The 16,429-nt window shown below is 36.5% G+C and carries 15 protein-coding genes and 2 pseudogenes; 3 read left to right on the forward strand and 14 right to left on the reverse strand.

Annotated features, from left to right (window positions below; all coding sequences use genetic code 11):
* Positions 1-130: 130 nt before the first annotated feature.
* A complete protein-coding gene (locus BIV59_RS12775) occupies positions 131-406 on the reverse strand; it encodes a YutD family protein (RefSeq protein ID WP_071351883.1) in 276 nt (91 codons plus the stop codon).
* A 114-nt stretch (positions 407-520) separates the two neighbouring features.
* On the opposite strand from BIV59_RS12775, the gene BIV59_RS12780 reads away from it, so the two are divergent.
* On the forward strand, positions 521-1,219 hold the full coding sequence (locus BIV59_RS12780) for a YhcN/YlaJ family sporulation lipoprotein (protein ID WP_071351884.1): 699 nt from the start codon (positions 521-523) through the stop codon (positions 1,217-1,219).
* An 83-nt stretch (positions 1,220-1,302) separates the two neighbouring features.
* Here BIV59_RS12780 and lipA read toward each other — a convergent pair whose 3' ends face one another.
* Entirely contained in the window at positions 1,303-2,220 is a 918-nt protein-coding gene (lipA, locus tag BIV59_RS12785; protein WP_071351885.1) for a lipoyl synthase, read from the reverse strand.
* Positions 2,221-2,401: 181 nt separating this feature from the next.
* Here lipA and BIV59_RS12790 point away from each other — a divergent pair, with 181 nt between their 5' ends.
* The gene (locus tag BIV59_RS12790) at positions 2,402-3,409 is read left to right on the forward strand and encodes a M23 family metallopeptidase (RefSeq protein ID WP_083392161.1); all 1,008 of its coding nucleotides are present in this window, start codon (positions 2,402-2,404) and stop codon (positions 3,407-3,409) included.
* Between the two features lie 112 nt (positions 3,410-3,521).
* Positions 3,522-4,259 (forward strand): sporulation protein YunB, encoded by a 738-nt coding sequence (gene yunB, locus BIV59_RS12795; RefSeq protein WP_071351886.1) that lies wholly within the window; start codon positions 3,522-3,524, stop codon positions 4,257-4,259.
* Positions 4,260-4,299: 40 nt separating this feature from the next.
* On the opposite strand, the gene BIV59_RS12800 is transcribed toward yunB, so the two are convergent.
* From BIV59_RS12800 to BIV59_RS23680, 12 genes and pseudogenes are all read right to left on the reverse strand, one after another.
* The gene (locus BIV59_RS12800; RefSeq protein ID WP_071351887.1) at positions 4,300-5,385 is read right to left on the reverse strand and encodes an HD-GYP domain-containing protein; all 1,086 of its coding nucleotides are present in this window, start codon (positions 5,383-5,385) and stop codon (positions 4,300-4,302) included.
* A gap of 261 nt (positions 5,386-5,646) precedes the next feature.
* A complete protein-coding gene (locus tag BIV59_RS12805) occupies positions 5,647-5,955 on the reverse strand; it encodes a YunC family protein (RefSeq protein WP_071351888.1) in 309 nt (102 codons plus the stop codon).
* Between the two features lie 57 nt (positions 5,956-6,012).
* Positions 6,013-7,383 carry a bifunctional metallophosphatase/5'-nucleotidase gene (locus tag BIV59_RS12810; protein ID WP_071351889.1) on the reverse strand — a complete coding sequence of 457 codons (1,371 nt, stop codon included), beginning with the start codon at positions 7,381-7,383 and terminating at the stop codon, positions 6,013-6,015.
* Positions 7,384-7,535: 152 nt separating this feature from the next.
* Positions 7,536-7,871, reverse strand: a pseudogene (locus BIV59_RS12815) (DUF72 domain-containing protein); the annotation flags it as partial.
* Positions 7,872-8,025: 154 nt separating this feature from the next.
* Complete coding sequence (locus BIV59_RS12820; protein ID WP_240501899.1) at positions 8,026-8,679, reverse strand: peptide arginase family protein; 654 nt, start codon at positions 8,677-8,679, stop codon at positions 8,026-8,028.
* 70 nt (positions 8,680-8,749) lie between these two features.
* Positions 8,750-9,088, reverse strand: a complete 339-nt coding sequence (locus BIV59_RS12825) for a hypothetical protein (RefSeq protein WP_071351891.1) — start codon at positions 9,086-9,088, stop codon at positions 8,750-8,752.
* A gap of 318 nt (positions 9,089-9,406) precedes the next feature.
* Positions 9,407-9,841: a hypothetical protein gene (locus tag BIV59_RS12835; RefSeq protein WP_071351893.1), complete on the reverse strand. Its 435-nt coding sequence runs from the start codon at positions 9,839-9,841 to the stop codon at positions 9,407-9,409.
* A gap of 21 nt (positions 9,842-9,862) precedes the next feature.
* Positions 9,863-10,243, reverse strand: a pseudogene (locus BIV59_RS12840) (IS1595 family transposase); the annotation flags it as partial.
* An 8-nt stretch (positions 10,244-10,251) separates the two neighbouring features.
* On the reverse strand, positions 10,252-11,412 hold the full coding sequence (locus BIV59_RS12845; protein ID WP_071351894.1) for a zinc chelation protein SecC: 1,161 nt from the start codon (positions 11,410-11,412) through the stop codon (positions 10,252-10,254).
* A 251-nt stretch (positions 11,413-11,663) separates the two neighbouring features.
* A complete protein-coding gene (locus BIV59_RS12850) occupies positions 11,664-12,413 on the reverse strand; it encodes a hypothetical protein (RefSeq protein ID WP_071351895.1) in 750 nt (249 codons plus the stop codon).
* A 1-nt stretch (position 12,414) separates the two neighbouring features.
* Entirely contained in the window at positions 12,415-14,106 is a 1,692-nt protein-coding gene (locus tag BIV59_RS12855) for a site-specific integrase (RefSeq protein WP_071351896.1), read from the reverse strand.
* Between the two features lie 13 nt (positions 14,107-14,119).
* On the reverse strand, positions 14,120-16,429 hold a 2,310-nt coding region (locus tag BIV59_RS23680; protein ID WP_170846150.1), incomplete at its 5' end, for a hypothetical protein.

A 16,429-nucleotide genomic window follows, 5' to 3' on the forward strand; every position in this document is an offset into this window, starting at 1 on the left:
CTTATGACCTCGAGGGGCTGGCCGCTGCAGCTGAACTGCTAAGGATGCGAAAGCGGACGTTTAACCGTCTTTATAACCGTACGAAAAACAAAAAACGATGGGCGGAATTTTTGCTTCCGGCCCATCGCTTTTATTTTTTTATTTTCTTTGCCACAAAGTATGGGCAGCCAAAATTACAGTATTCATAAAGATACTCGGATAGAGTGCTTATTTTTGTATCGAAGGTGGCTTTTTGATTTTGGTCATCAAAGAAGCCCCGCAGTCTTAGCTGGCCATAGCCCCAGTCACCGACAATATAATCATATTTGGTCAATATTTCACTGTAGCGGGCTTTGAAAGCTTCTTCATTGTAGCCTTCACTGCGCTCTTCCACTATTTCATATGTCAGGTTATTGATGCTAATCATGTGATCACCTCTCCCTTGCATGCTGCTTCCTTAAATTATAACTTATTCCCCATGAATTACTAAGCGAATTTTAGAGAAAAGTGTTCATCCTATCTGATAGGGGGTGTTTTACCGTTGAAAAAGACTATTATATCTTTAGGCTTGGGGTCAATGCTGGCTCTGGCTGCATGCAGCAATAATCATGATCAGGGTGAAGGGCGCCGCATGAGCAATAGCCCTAATGACACCAGGAACACTGTCCATCCTGATCAAGTAAGCACACCAGTAAAATATTATGATGAAGATCAGCGCCAGAAGAACAGCAGCTCCCACGATTTTGGTTTTGTGAGGGTGAATACTGCTGAAATAAACGGCAAGAATACCGCACATCAAACCCCGTCCATTGATAGGGAGCAGCTCGCGCATATGATATCACGATTATGTGCCCAAATGCCGGATGTAAGCAATGTTGCCACACTTGTGACTGATCAAGAAGCATTGGTTGTATACAGAACACATTCCAAAAATCGGTTCGAAACAGCCGATCAGGTAAAGAAAACGGCAAGTTCTGTTGTCCCCCGTTATTTTCATATATATGTTAGCGACAACCATGCTTTAGCAAATGATATAGAAAGTTACGCCAATCTTCATACCACAAGCAAAAATATCGATTATGCCATTGATAAAACTATCCAGCAAATGCTGAAATCTCCTCAGGGAAGAAAGCTAAGTGATGGAGAAGATGCAAATGGCCGCATGTTGAACGAAAAGAATTCACTGCTAAATAAAAACAGCGATAAATCCAGCAGTCCCTCCAATCAGTCCATGAAATGATTGAACAGAAACTAAAGGCTGGAGCAGCGGGCAGACAAATCACAAGAAAAAAAGTGCCGGCTTTCGGCACTTTTCCCTCGTGTTTATTTCGCTTCAAGCACTTCTTCGCCTTTTATATGCATTTGCTTTGCAGCTGCATTCACCTGTTCATCAGCATGATAAGATGAACGGACCATCGGACCAGCCTCACAATGGCTGAATCCTTTTTTAAGAGCAATTTCCTTCAATTCCGCAAATTCTTCAGGCGTATAATATTTCATCACCTTTAAATGCTTTCTTGATGGCTGCAAATATTGCCCAATCGTCATGATATCGACGTTATGTGCCCGCAGATCGTCCATCGTTTCAATAATTTCCTCTTTCGTTTCTCCAAGACCAACCATAAGGCTTGATTTAGTCGGTATTTCCGGATACAGATCTTTGGCTCTTTGCAGAAGCTCGAGGGAACGGTCATATTTTGCTCTGGCACGGACGCGGTCAGACAAACTGCGAACGGTTTCAATATTGTGGTTCAATATATCTGGCTTTGCATCCATAAGAGTTTTAATATTTTCGTAAACACCGCCCATATCTGAAGGAAGGACCTCAATGGAAGTAAATGGGTTTTTCCGGCGTATTGCTCTTACTGTCTCAGCAAATACAGCAGAACCGCCATCCTTTAGATCATCACGGGCAACAGCTGTGATAACGGCATGCTTCAGGTTCATTGCGAATACGGAATCCGCTACGCGTTCCGGCTCAGCAAGATCAAGTTCAGTCGGGAGGCCAGTTTTGACAGCACAAAAACGGCATGCCCTTGTACAAATATCACCAAGTATCATGAAAGTGGCCGTTCTTCTTACAGCCCAGCACTCATGTATATTGGGGCATTTTGCTTCTTCGCACACTGTATGTAAATTTTTTTCGCGCATCATTTTTTTTAGACCGGTATAGTTCTCATTTGTATTTAATTTAATTTTAAGCCATTCCGGTTTCCGGATGTGCTCTTCTTTGGTAGTCATGAAGATCCGCTCCAATCTATTTCTTAGAAAATTTTTGGGAAATCTTTAACTTGTTACCATGCAACTTTATCAAAAATTAATCATTCCGACAAGTTTCAGGGGATATTTCCAGTATTTAATTTCAATATTTCAGAAAAACTTCAGCAAACTATAAGTATGAAATCAAGAAGGGAGAACGGGGATGCTTTTTAGAAGGATTTTTATAGGATGCATCATTTTATTCCTGACTTTAACGGGCATGCCCTTGTCCAAAATGGAGCATGCACAGGCAGCGCCTGCTGCTTCTGACACCGCAAAACGAAGAATGGAATTGTATAAAAATATGGAGGCAGCCCTTCAGGTACCTTGGTACTACTTGGCTGCAGCAGATCAATATGAACAAAATTTAAGAAATTCAAGAAGAGATCCTGAACCTGCGAAAGGCTCAATCAGCATAGATATTAACCCTGTACGCTGGAACGGGCCGCTGAATCCAAAAGCTGTGGATGACAATCCGCTCACCATCAATTTCTTTCATGGATTAGGAGCCGATGGAAATGGGGACGGAAAGGCTGATATCCATAGCGATGAGGATATACTATTTGCTTTCTCAAGAGTGCTGCTATCATACGGAACAGATGATGATAACATAAGGATTGCCCTTTGGAATTATTATAAGCGGGATAAAGCAGTCGGGATCATTATGGGAAACGCCAAAATTTTCAAGACCTTCGGAAGGATCGACCTTCAGGAAAAAGTATTTCCGGTTCCTGTCCGCACCCATTACACCTACCATAGCACATGGGGTTCTGCCAGGGGATGGGGCGGCCGGCGTATTCATGAAGGAACAGACATTTTTGCTGATTACGGTCTTCCTGTCCGCTCCACCTGCTACGGGATCATTGAAATGAAAGGCTGGAATAAATATGGAGGATGGCGGATCGGCATCAGGGATATCAACAATTCCTACCACTATTTTGCGCATTTAAATGGCTTTGCCAAAGATTTAAAGGCTGGCCAGGTCGTTTCACCAGGCCTGCTTCTCGGGGGAGTAGGCAGCTCAGGGTATGGCCCTCCAGGCACATCAGGCAAATTCCCTCCTCATCTGCATTACGGGATGTACAAGGATAACGGTTACCTGGAATGGAGCTTCGATCCTTACCCATATTTAAAAATGTGGGAAAGACGGGATTTGGCTAAGCCAAAATAAATATGGTACTGATTCAAAAGGGGCCCTCGTGCCCCCTTTTTTATCCTTTTATCAGATACCAGGAAGATTCAGAGAGCGGTGAGCATAGGTATAGTACAAAGGGGGCTGTATCATGTTCCGAAAAAGATTCCGGCTAAAGCCTGGTTTTTCAAATGGGCCGCTGCCGACCAGATACGTTATTTTAATCACCTTTATCTTTTTTTCCAGTACCAGCCTGGTTTCCCTCTGGATCGTAAATAAGTCCATTGAACCCGTCATCATGGACATAGCAAAAAATGAAATTAAAAGAGTGGCTTCCGAAGTAATCAATGATTCTGTTGATAAAAACATTTTAAAGCAGCTCGATAAAGAGGAAGTTGTTCTTTACGATAAAAACGGAAGTGGCACCATCCGGTTTAATCCGAAGTATTACAGCAGCATCCGCGCAGATACGATAAAGGATATTCAAAAGAAGCTGGGCCTGAATGAAGAAAATCCATTTACGAAATCCCAAAATACAAAAGATCAGTTTAAATCCATTGTTTATTATATACCTCTGGGTGTGGTGACCGGAAATGCGCTTTTGGCAAATCTGGGTCCCAAAGTGCCTGTCAAGATGTCACTGGTGGGTGATGTTGATTCAACAGAAAGGCTCAAGGTTACAGATACAGGAATAAACAGCAGCTACATAGAACTTTTTATTAATTTTACTGTGAACGTAAAAGTCGTGATTCCTTCGCTTACTGCAGAAACACAAGTCAAGCATGAAGTGAAAATTGGAGATTACCTCTACCCCGGAAAGGTCCCAAACTATTACGGAAATATGCCTGCTCCTGCAATCATCCAGCCAGGAACAGAAGAAAAAAAATAAAAAGCTTAAACCCGGGGTGCTCCCGCGGTTTAAGCTTTTTTTATTCCGGCATGCACTGTACGATCATCAGTGACGTTTCTGTCTGCAAATTTATTTCATAGGCGTTATCAAGCTTCCTGCCTTCTTGTTCCAGGATAAAAATCTTTGGCCTTTCGCTCATCCCGATATTCTGTGCAGAAACTACCCCTTTTCTTCCATCACTTAATTCAACTGTCAGACCTGTAGGGTAAATGGCGACGGCCTTTCTGAATGCCTCAATGACATTCGGGTCAAATTGTGAGCCGGAGCCTGCATATAAAATCTCCAGACCTTCATGCGGAAGCATTGCCTTCCTGTATACCCGGTTTGATGTAACTGCATCAAACACATCTGCTACCGCAATGATTTTCCCAAATTGATGAATTTCATCACTGACAAGGCCCCTCGGATAGCCTGATCCATCAAGGCGTTCATGATGCTGATAGGCACAATGTGCAACAAGCAGAGGAAGAGTATGAATCCCTTTCAGCAGATGAAAACCAAATTCTGAGTGCTTTTTTATCATTTGGAATTCTTCTTCAGTCAGCCGCCCTTCTTTCATTAACACCTGAGTGGGTACAAGCATTTTTCCGACATCATGCAAAATAGCACCGAGACCCAGGATCTCGGCTTGTCTTTGGTCCAGCTTTAATTCTATTCCGATTGCCAAGGTGTATAGAGTCACATTTAGTGAATGAGTGAAAATATAGTTATCATATGTATAAACGTCAGCTAAAAGCGAGAGCAATTCTTTATTACCCTTAATTTCGCCTATAATGGACCGTATTAGCCCGCTGAATTTCCTTACAGCCTTCTCAACAATAAATGAGGCAGATACGGAATTTTCATGCTTTATGTCATTAAGTATTTTCTTGATTGTATCAGCGGCTTCTCTTCTTAGCTGTTCAGGGATTGAAGTTCCTGGCTTGATATGCTTTGTTTGTTCATCTTCTATGTAAGCGAAAGGGATATCAAGCTGCACCAAACGGTTTATCAGCTTTTCTGACAGCTCCTTCCCGGCTGCCAGCAGGATATTTCCGTTATCGTTATAAATATTTCTCCCCAGCTTATCCCCAGGCTTAACCGAGTCTATTGTCACCAGCCTCATATTATAGCTCCTGTTCATTCATCATCTAAGAGGAAAATTTTAAGATGTTAGCTTTCCTTTTAATGTTAATATCGGCAGCTTTGTAAATTATTGAAGTAATAGCTGCTGTAAAAGAACTGCAAGCGCCTGATTAAGGAGAAACCCGGCCCTTCTCTTAATTGCTGGCAGACCCATTAAAAGGATAAACTGACAAACGCTAGAGCTGCAGCCGGAAGGGACAAAAGCAGCCTGGTACCATGAATGGACCAGGCTGGAATTTCGCTATATATCAAACATTTTCAGCATAGCAGATCTACCCGTCATTCCTTTTGTCACGCCGATTTTTTCCGCTTCTTCAGTGACGGATTCCAAAGGGGCGGAAAGGAGTTCATCAATGGTTTTGACCCCTACAGCCCTTGCAGCAATAATTCCCCTGCCCTTAAGTTTTCTATTGAGCAGCCCCACATCAAGTGCACCGCACATAATGTATCCCTTTTCTGCAGTAACCGCAAGCAGAGTGGTCTTTGGCAATTCAACAGTGATGGCCAGGAATGTCTTGCCGTCAATAAGTATTGGTGACATGCTTATCATTTCCATCCACTCCTTTCTTCTATATTTATGAAGAAAGGAAGCAGTATTGCTGATGATTTATGTTAAGGGAAACATTTTTTTCAATTTCCATTCAAGGATATCTCTCATAAATTCAGGCAGAAGATACTCTTTATGCTCTGTTCGTTTTAAATGCGGAAAGAAATAACCAAACGTAAACATATCAGGAAGCGCCAGCCTGTATCTGCCTGCTGGATTCAGTTTCTCTCCATTAATCATGATTTCTTTAGGGGAAGTGAATTCAATTCCTTCATAAAGCATGATTCCCATCATTTTGCCCCGGAAGCCGAACCCTTTCACCTGTATATGCGGCCATTCTTCATTCATGGACTGCATTAGAATTTCTTTCAATTCACTGCCCGACAGCTCTGCAATGCAGGGATTGATCGGGTGCGGACAAATCCGGTGAATGTCGCCTTTTGTAACATCTCCTGCAGGCAGTCCGTCCAAAAGCAGGCCTGCATTTATAAAAGCACAATCCGCCTTTGTCCACTCCTTCAATGATTCACACAGTATCAGCGAAAGTGAAGAGGCTTCAAACCATTTATTTTCTAAAGGATATGGCAGTGTTACGCACTTTTCCTGAAGCAGGCTTTCCCCTTTTTTATTAATTTCTTCAATATATGATGATTCCAAAAGATCGGCAGGCAAAGTATTGGTATCGTAGAGCCGTGCTGTCTTGCGGACCACACGGCGGTCATCGGAAACAGCCAAGTCTGCCTGGCCAACATAATAGCCGAATTTGCCGCCGCCGCATAGCAGGGTATTTTTTATGATTTTCCCTTCATGAAGGACATGATGGGTATGAGCACCTAAAATGACGTCGATTTCAGGATGCTCTTCTGCAATTCTTTCATCATCATGAATGCCTAGGTGTGAAAGCAATACGATGACATGTGCTTTATCTTTTATTTCATCGAGCTGTTTTTTTAACTCCTCATAAGGGTCGGTGATATCCCAGCCCAATGCAGAATAGAATTTTTGGAAATAGGCTGTCAGCCCGATTAAAGCAATTTTCGTTCCCATTTTTGTTGTATGGATGCTATAAGGTTTGGCCCAGGATGGCCGATCGCCGTTTTTATCGTAAATGTTGGCAGCCAGCACCTTAAAGGAAGCGGATTCGTACAAAGAGTCCAGGTCATTGTGAGGAAGTGTGATACCTTCGTTGTTCCCTATGGCGGCATATTGATAGCCTGCCTCATTTAAAAGTTCTACATTTCCCTTCCCCATTGTGCCTTCCGTGAAAGGATGCCACCGGTCCACATGGTCTCCAATATCCATGATCAGGCACTCTTCTCCTGCATCATGGTGAAGCTGTTTTCTTTTCTTCAAAAATGATTCAATCCTGGGCCAGTTTTCAAAATGGCTGTGAAGATCATTTGTATGATAAATATGTATATTCTCTGACACATGAATTACCCCATTTCCTGCCAGATAGTAAATGTCGATGTTTAGATGTCTTTTATGGCTGTGTGCAAAACTCCGCCTACGCTACCATCATACCACCATGGCTGTTTCCAGAAAAGAGAACCGTTCTATTCATTATTTTCAGTTGCTTGCCGTTAAAACAAATCAAGCTGTTTTGGAGCAAGCCCCATATACGTAAGGCCAAGAAGGTCAATCATTTCTTTGGCATTGCCGGCAGCATCTCCGCCGGAATTGTTATTGAACAGCACGTAAACATCCTTACTATTCTTTTGCAGGAGTTTAATTTTACTTGCCCATTCCTGAAGCTCCTGTTTATTATAGCGGTACAAATAGCGGACCTCTCTCCAATTTCCTGAAGACGGCTTGTTCCAGCCGTGAACGTTCCTTCCATGAAACCGGACCAGTGCTGCCTCCTGATGGCTGGACTGAAGAACAATAGGCACAGAACCTTCTCCTGCCTGCGGTTCATCATATTATATTAGATATTTATTTGGGTGAAATTAAGTTTTTCTTTTTCTATCATAGGTTATATTAATTTCTACACAGGTTATATTGGGTGAAATAAATTCTTATTTAAAAATAATCATTTTTTTCATGGTTATTTATTAGACTTTATATATTTATTCACCAAGGAATTGCCTTTTTAATATCCAAATTAAATACATCAAGGAATAGTCCAAACAAATATTTACTTTGTTCTTCTCCACCACAAAATTCAGGGGATAAAGCGACAGTTACCATATCCCATTCCCACATATATTTCTTCATATACTCTAACTCTCTTCTTATTAAGTGTTCTGGTAATAAAACTGAATTACAATCCCAATCGTCATAGTTGAAGTTAAAGAAGTCTAAATCAAGGTCTAAAATAACGCTTTGCTCGTTTGTATCATTGAACCACTTTCTTCTATATATATGTTCATAATGATTTAGCGTATAAGCTCTTTCAACTCTTGCCTGTTCTTCTATGTCTACCCTATCATTACTCACCATAAGGACATTTCCTATAGTACCATTCTTTTGTGCAGGAATAATGAACTCAGCTATACCTAAATTTCTTCCGAAATTTATTGCCTCGTTCTCCGTTTTTATTTTTTCAATTTCACAGAATGGTTCAAGATAATCTAAGTGTGCATCAATATGTACAACTGTAGCACCTTGTTTTATATAGTTTCGGATTCTTCCTACTTCCCAAGCTGAAAATGCCCAATTATGGTCTCTTGAAATAAATATTTTCTCATCAGGAAAACAAACCCTATATTCACTGTGAAACTCCAAAAACATCACCTCATATTAAGTATGTAATATTTATAAAAATTTAAATGGAATAAATGTTTTTCAACTAGTCTTAATGGAAATTTTCTATCATTTCATTTAATTCTTCACGATATTCATTCAACATTAATTCCAAAGATGGTAACACAAGATATTTTTCAAGCCATGCTACATAAAAAAGTACAACCTTATAAGCAACTTCAAAATTCGGAACAGGTTCATTGAACATAATTTCTCTATGAGCTGAAAATTTATCTCTGAAATCTTTTACTTCTTGCCAGTAGTTTTGATAGTCTTCCAACGTCATTTTTAAGGCTGTCAAAAGGTAATCAATAAATGGTACGTATTCATATTCATCCTTTAAATCCACCTTTTTATAATGAGTATTATTATTGTTACCACCGAATACCATACACCAATAATTTACAGATTTCAGAAGATGTGCATCAATAGTATATTTCCAAAAATAGGTGATTTTGGTAGATGCTGTTTATTGCGAATTAACTTTTTGTATGTTGTATAGTGTATTAAAAAATCACGAACAATAGGAATCTGCCGACTTAATATTTCGTCTGTTGTATGGTTACTCATTATTTCCTCTCCTCTTTTAAAATCTTCTTCAAGCGTTGAGTTAAATAAGAAGACCACCCAAAAGTTCCGCAAAGGCAAAAAGGGTGGTCTTTCTAGTACGCTGTTTTCGTAAACTTTGTTGCTTTTGGATAAGGGTTTCTTAAAACCCTTTTTTCTCATAGGCAAATGAAGCTCTTCTTCTTACATATTCAAATTCATCAAGTAAAAATTGGTTCAGGAGAGTTTGTATTTCTTGGTTATTTTCATCTATCTCTCCAAGTCCGTAAGCGATTTGCCACCTTGTATCGTGGTCTGGGAAAGGTAAAGAATGTTTGGCAACGGATAATAGTTGGATTGGATTGTCTATCAAAGTTTCAATAATGTTTTCACATTCGTGGTCTCTCGCTAAAATATATAGAAACTCATTTATAAGGTCTGAACTCCATTCTTCAACAGGAATACCCTCTATTAGTTGGTTTACATAGTGATATATTCTGTCCCAATGGAGATATTCAGTTTCCCATTCGCCAAAGGATTTATCAGCTGTTTTAGCCCAATTTCTAAATATATCAATCTCTAAAAGCAACTCACGCATCGTTATATTGCCGCCCCCTTATTAGGCAGTTCTAAGTAATTGAACTGTTGTGTTAGTTGATTTTCGGCAAGCTGAAATAAGCATTTGCTCTACTTGTTTTTCAAATGCTAAATGCTTATCTATTTCTAACCAACGAAACCAATAGAGATAATTATCAAGGTACTTTGTAGCAACACCTTGGAACCTTCTAATCCACGTCTTTAATCGGCTATGAAAGTTATTAACGTGTTGGATGTGAAAAATCCCTTTTTTCACTCGTTGCTTTTGTTTGATTTTAGCGAACTTTTTATAGTTCGTAGCAGCATCAGTACACAGCAAAGAAGATGGGTGAATATACTTCCCAATCGCTGCATCAATTTCTTCGGCTTTCACACGCCCTGTTCCAGCTTTAAGTGCAACAACTTACGTTCTCATACAAATAAATCTAGTTTACCTCTGTTACTATAATCAAAATTAGTGCTTTTTGCAGCATTTTGTAAACCCATTCCAATGGTTTTACTATAAACAATAGCGTCATTTCCCTGTAGATTGGCATAAAAGGTATAAGCAATTTGAGCTTCTTCATCCCAGTTATTCCATATGTCCGGGCTTAATACCATGTTTTCCGAATACAGCGGCAAGAACATTGACAAATAAAACTTTATTTTATCTATCGATGAATTTTGTAATTGATTAAATAAGTTTTGATATATTGCTTTCTCACTCTCTAAGCAACTTAATAAAATGTACGACTGTGTTTTTTCTGGAAAAACTGTTACAGCAATCCGATGCATTACTCCTTTTACAGTATGTTTTATTCTTCGACCATCCATATCGTAATCTGGAGCAATATAAGCATAATTTGCAAATTTTATTTGTTCGGGCAATTTGATAATACTAGTATTAATACCAGTATGTTTCCCTGTAAGAATTTCATTATCAAAATGTTCTTTTATTGGTTCAAATTCATTCATCTTGAGCTGTAACATTCTATACATTCCTACCATTTCAAATGTTTTAAATACCTCTGGGCGGTTTGCAAAACTTGTTCTAAAAATATCCATAGCCATCCATTGTTTATAATATTCAAAGATAAAAGCTTTATAGGCATAGACAAATTTCATTACCTCATTTGATTCATCAAAATCAGGTGCTCCTTTTTCAATTACTGAAAAAGCTTTATTATCATGTACGTCACAAAAGCAAGTTTGAGTTGTTGCATTTTTAACACTTGTTTTACTTACTTCAACGATAAGTTCTTTTTTGCCATTTTTAAGAGGAACTAACAAAGGAATTTTCTTAGGGTCTAATAAGTAAACATGCCGATCTTTACCTCCCAGTAAAGAAACTATTTTATTATTTTGCAAAGCATGAGCATCCTTAATATCACCTTTGCAATTATCTTGGTCAGGGTGCATACAGCATTTTTTCATAGACTTTCGCATCATTTCCATTAATTGTACTTCTGGAGGTTTTTTTGATACTTTAGCTGGTAAGATTTCTTTATTTTCACAACAGTCATTATATATTTTTTTACTACCACAAGGACAACTTTCCCTTTTACTAATTTTAAAATGATTTAATAGATTCAATTCTGTCCCTCCATAGACCAATCTAATTCAACCCATAGTTAATTTCTTTATTCTACCGCACCTCCTAAAATTAAATTTAGTTACAGAGTTACAGAATATATTTAACCATACTGCCTCTTGACATAATAAAAATCATTTCAAAACATCCATTACTTCCACAATTAGTTATTCATGAAAAGATAGAACAACTAACGTTTTCGTTTAAAAGACTTTAATATTTAAACAACTTTATTATCACGAGACACAGTATACTATTTTTTATTCTCGTACTGCTCAGTTATTTGTTTAAGTCTATTTTTTCTTATAGGAACAACTACATTTTGATTACTATCATTGATCTCATCATTATATTTAGTAATTCCCCTATATTCTTCGAACTTTTCATATCCTTCTATTGAGTTAGTAAATGCAGTTTCAAAAAACAAATCGACCATTGGATGTCTCGATTTTCCCGTAGTTACTAAATTTATTAAAGGAACTTCAGATTTAAGACTGGCATTGTACCATGAAAACAATATCCTTTGTTGTTGTTCAACTAACGCCTCTAATTTCTTACTTTTCTCCTTTTCATTAAACAATCCCTGTTTTAAATCTTCAATTTTCATCGAAAGTTTATTTGAATTCCTTGCTTTCTTTTCATTTATTTTTAGAGCCTGTATTAGTTTCTTTTTATCTGAAGCTTTTCCAGTAAAAAACTTATTAACACATTCTTCGGTATCTATATAAACATCAATATCTTTACTCTCTTTATTTATAAACGTGGTTTCATATAATTTATTTGCTTTATCTATGGTTTCTTTTCCTTGACGACCTTCTCTTCTCCAATAGTCTTCACTTAACTTATACTTAATTTTTTCGTTTTCGTATAGTTTTTTGGCGAAACGATAGACTTCCGAATACTTAATCCAACCTGCCACCTTTTCCTCTTGAGTAAAGCGATAAACAATATCATCAATCTCTTTTTGAGGATATATTGAGGGCTTTCTACCCCTTGTCTCCAATCTATTCAATCCTTTCTTTCACTTTTGCGAGATTAACATATTTTCTAATTGCATCATCTATTCGCTTAGATTTATTTATTAATTCTTTCCTAATTTCGAGGTTATTTGCAGAGTAAAATTCATCATTACCAACATTAGTATAAATCCCCTTGTATATATCCTTTAGATTGCCTATTACTTCATTAATTTTAGATTCACTATCTTTTATTTTTTTTGCTAATACATCTTGTTTCTCTTTAAACTCTTCTTCTGAAATTCTCCACGAATCACATTCCCAACAGTCTTCAACCTTACACCGCTGGTGTTGGTCGGTACAGTAACCATCTCTCATTTTCCTTTTAAAATCAGTATGTGATGGTCTTAAAACGTATTTTTCAATAAATGACATGCTGATTATTTGGTCATTCTTTGATTCTGAATCCGCTATCTTATTTTTATAAACGCCCAGATCTACATTTGTAATTAATTCCAAAATCTCCAAGTCTACAAAATTTTGAACGTGATTAAAATAATGATTTTGGGATTGCAAATGACTATGACCACCGATTCTTGCAATTTCAACAGGATGATACCCTTGTCTATTCAAATTAATGAAAGCCAAATGTCTGGTATCACCGGGGAGTAATCGTTTAGTAATAAACAATTGATCCCCCGATGGTGTAATTTCCGTTACTTTATATTCACCAAAAACTATTTCTTCATAGAAATCGTTTAAATGGTCTCTAAAAACGGGAAGTGAATACATGTATGGGTTTAATTTATTACCACACTTAGTTATAGACAAATAAGAAATCAAAGTATCAGTTCTACCAAATGTTTTTGTTATCTGCTTATACGCTTCTATCTTTCGGTATAATTCTTCCGGAATATTTATTTCATCTATAATCTGAATCTGTCTTTTGTTATTAAACCTCTGTTTATGTCTAGGTAACTTAATATAAAAGTTACCATCATTGTTAATAAGACAATCTCTCTCTATAGTACAAAATTCACTTGGTCTTAAAGGAATCAGTGTAGTTAAGTTCCACCACAGCCAGACAGGAAACCATTTTCTATACTCTAATTCAGATAGTTCTCTTGAAAAATAATCTTCTATAATCTTTGAGAAAATAAGTATATCTTTAGATGGTGGTAGTAACCTTGCTTTAGCTTCAATATTCGGCTTGATTGAGTATAATAACGATGCATATTCTTCGCCAAGATAAGGGCAATAATCGAGGAAATTTAATGTGCTACTACAAATATTCTTTTGCTTGAAAATTGATAAATTAACTATTTCCTCTATCAGTTCTTCTTCATTAGTTTCCGTAAATCCTTTTGTTAAGATTATAAAAGTCCTTAAACCTTCATTTACCATAGTTCCAATAGTTTCTGCATTATAACCATGTTCAAGTAAAGATGCAGTCCAACATTTAACTATGTTAATAAAATCTTCTGTGTTGATATTCACATTGAATTGAACCACTTCTTTAATATCGTTAAAATCAATCGACCTTCTTTTAGCTTTCAAAGGTATTTCTAAATACCACTTGTCTTCTTCAAAACGACATTGACTTAGTGTTTTTCTATTTGTTTCATTTTCAAGAATTTCTATAGCCTCTTCAATTGAATCTTGAAGATTGTATCTACTGTAATTGTATTCTTCAATACTATCTATCAGTTGCTCCATAATATCGTTTTCGGCTGTCGCCATTATCCTATCTCCTTCAATCTATGTATAGTAGGTCTGTTTCAGGGTCTGGCAGTTCCTCTAACTCTTCTATAAAATCACTTAGTTCGTTATCAATTAACAATTCGATAATTTCTTCTCCAAATTTTTGTTTAGCTTCCATAACGCTCGTATAATCAATAATCAATAAATTATACAATTTACTTTTTTCCCCTATTGGAATATCAGATTTGTCTGCAATAGCTTTATAACTGGTAAGAGTACGTTTTATTCTCTTACAAATGATGCTAAGTGAATAAAAATGCGGAATTGAAAAAGGACATTTACTACACTCTATTTGGTTAGAAATACAATTTGCGAACAAACATTGATATGTTTGTTCTTTTGCAGGAGAAAGCCCCAAGTTTATTAGTGTTAATCTGCTTCTTAATTCATCTTGAGGTATTTGCCCTAAGTATTCACCTAACTCTTCTCTCTCTTGTGATAAGTGCTTTAAAAAAGTTGTTGTATCCTCTAATTTCACAACGTCTCCAAGTAGTTCCCTTAGTTGTATCGATTGTCTAGTTTGTTCAACCCTGTTTGTAAAGGATTCCCCTATTAATAAATGAGTTACTTGCTTATATATATATCCAAAATACCCTGTATCGAAAAGTTGTTCAGATATAAAATCTAAATGTTCTTTCGGAAGTTGAATATAAGTATTAGTAGTTTCTCTGCTCACATGGCCTCTTAAATGTTGAGCGATTGATATAGGGTCGCCTTTTAAAGTAGATTCAATTACTGAACTTGTATAAGTTAGAACAGTTCTATTCATTTTTCTCGATTGAAATTTAAAGCCCTTAATATAATCTTTAAAGAAAATAGAAAAAGAATTGGTAGAAACTCTATTTCCTTTGGTATAAAAATTAATAAGATTTAGCTCTTCATTAAGATGCAGCCTTCTACACCTAAACTCACAGATAATAATAGCGTAAGCCATTGGCAAAATGAGTAAACTAGAACAATAGAGAGTCGCCTTTTCTTTGTTTTTAGTGTGTTCAAACCATTGCATCTGATAAAATCTTACGATTTTTTCTGCTTGTTCGTATGTTAATCTCAGGTCTTCTAACGATTCTATATAATCTAAATGCAATTCATCAAAAATAGGACAATGGAAACGAGGAAAGTTTACCACATCACCATTTCTCCAACCGTTATTCATATGTAGTAATACATATAACCACGTAGAATCATACTTCTTATAATTCTCTTTGTTTTCTAATGCTTTATTAACATCTTCTACTGCTAACTTTTTATGAATTTCATAGTCACTTACATAATTGTATAAAGATAAATATTCCTCAACAGAATAAATTTCTTTTTCCTTTTTTTTCTGCTTTTCATATTTGTTTGTATCAAAATTTATCTTTGATAAATCAAATAACTTTTTACCTGTCTTTTGTTCAACTGAATCTGTAATATTGAAAAGGAAAGAATAAATTTCCTTCTGATAAGAAAATGGTAAATTGTCGTTAAATATACCAAAATTTAATTCTTGCTCCGAGAACTCATGAATTTCTTTTGTCTTTATGATATCAGCTAATAATTTTGTTGTATTCCTATATGTTGTTACTCTGCTGACAGATGACTCCTGATTAGCGTTCATATTTTTAAGTTTCCAATCTACAAATTGAAACCACATCTCCTGCGTTATTGGTACATTAACAGAAAAACAAATATTATCAACTTTACTCGTTTCGTGGAATAGCAGATTATAGTCAGTGATAGTATCAGACAATCTTGTTATTTCTTTTTCAATCCATAACTCGCTAATGTAAATATCAAATTCCATTTTTTTGTATAATGTATTCTTGCCCCTATATTTATCTACTCGTGCAATAGGATGAATTTCTACTCCATATACAAACTTTTTCATTATCGCATCGTGTGGCTTTTTATTACCACTTATTTTTTGCTTATAAACTTCTTGTACTTCATTCCATGTGTATGTTTTAGATGATAATTCATTAAGTATGTTTTGTTGCAATTCTAATAAAAATTCACAATCCTTCTTACTTATCACTGACCCAATCCTTGACCCTCTAAATACTTTTGTAATACCAAATTGTTTGATTACCTTGTCGAAATTCACAGTAGTTATTCCTAATTGTTTCAAAACTTCATTTATTCGTACGTCTTCAAAATATTCTTTTATGTCATCTATTTTAAGGTACTGATATTCATAGTATCTTTTTAAAGGTACAATATTAATACCTTCTTTTACTAAAACTCTTTTAAAACTTTGTATGTCCATAAAACTATCAGTTTTATTAACCGCTTCTGAAATTGATATATACTCTTTCATAAA

It is taken from the genome of Bacillus sp. MUM 13 (genome assembly GCF_001866725.1).
In the GTDB taxonomy this organism is placed as follows: Bacteria; Bacillota; Bacilli; order Bacillales; family DSM-1321; genus Peribacillus.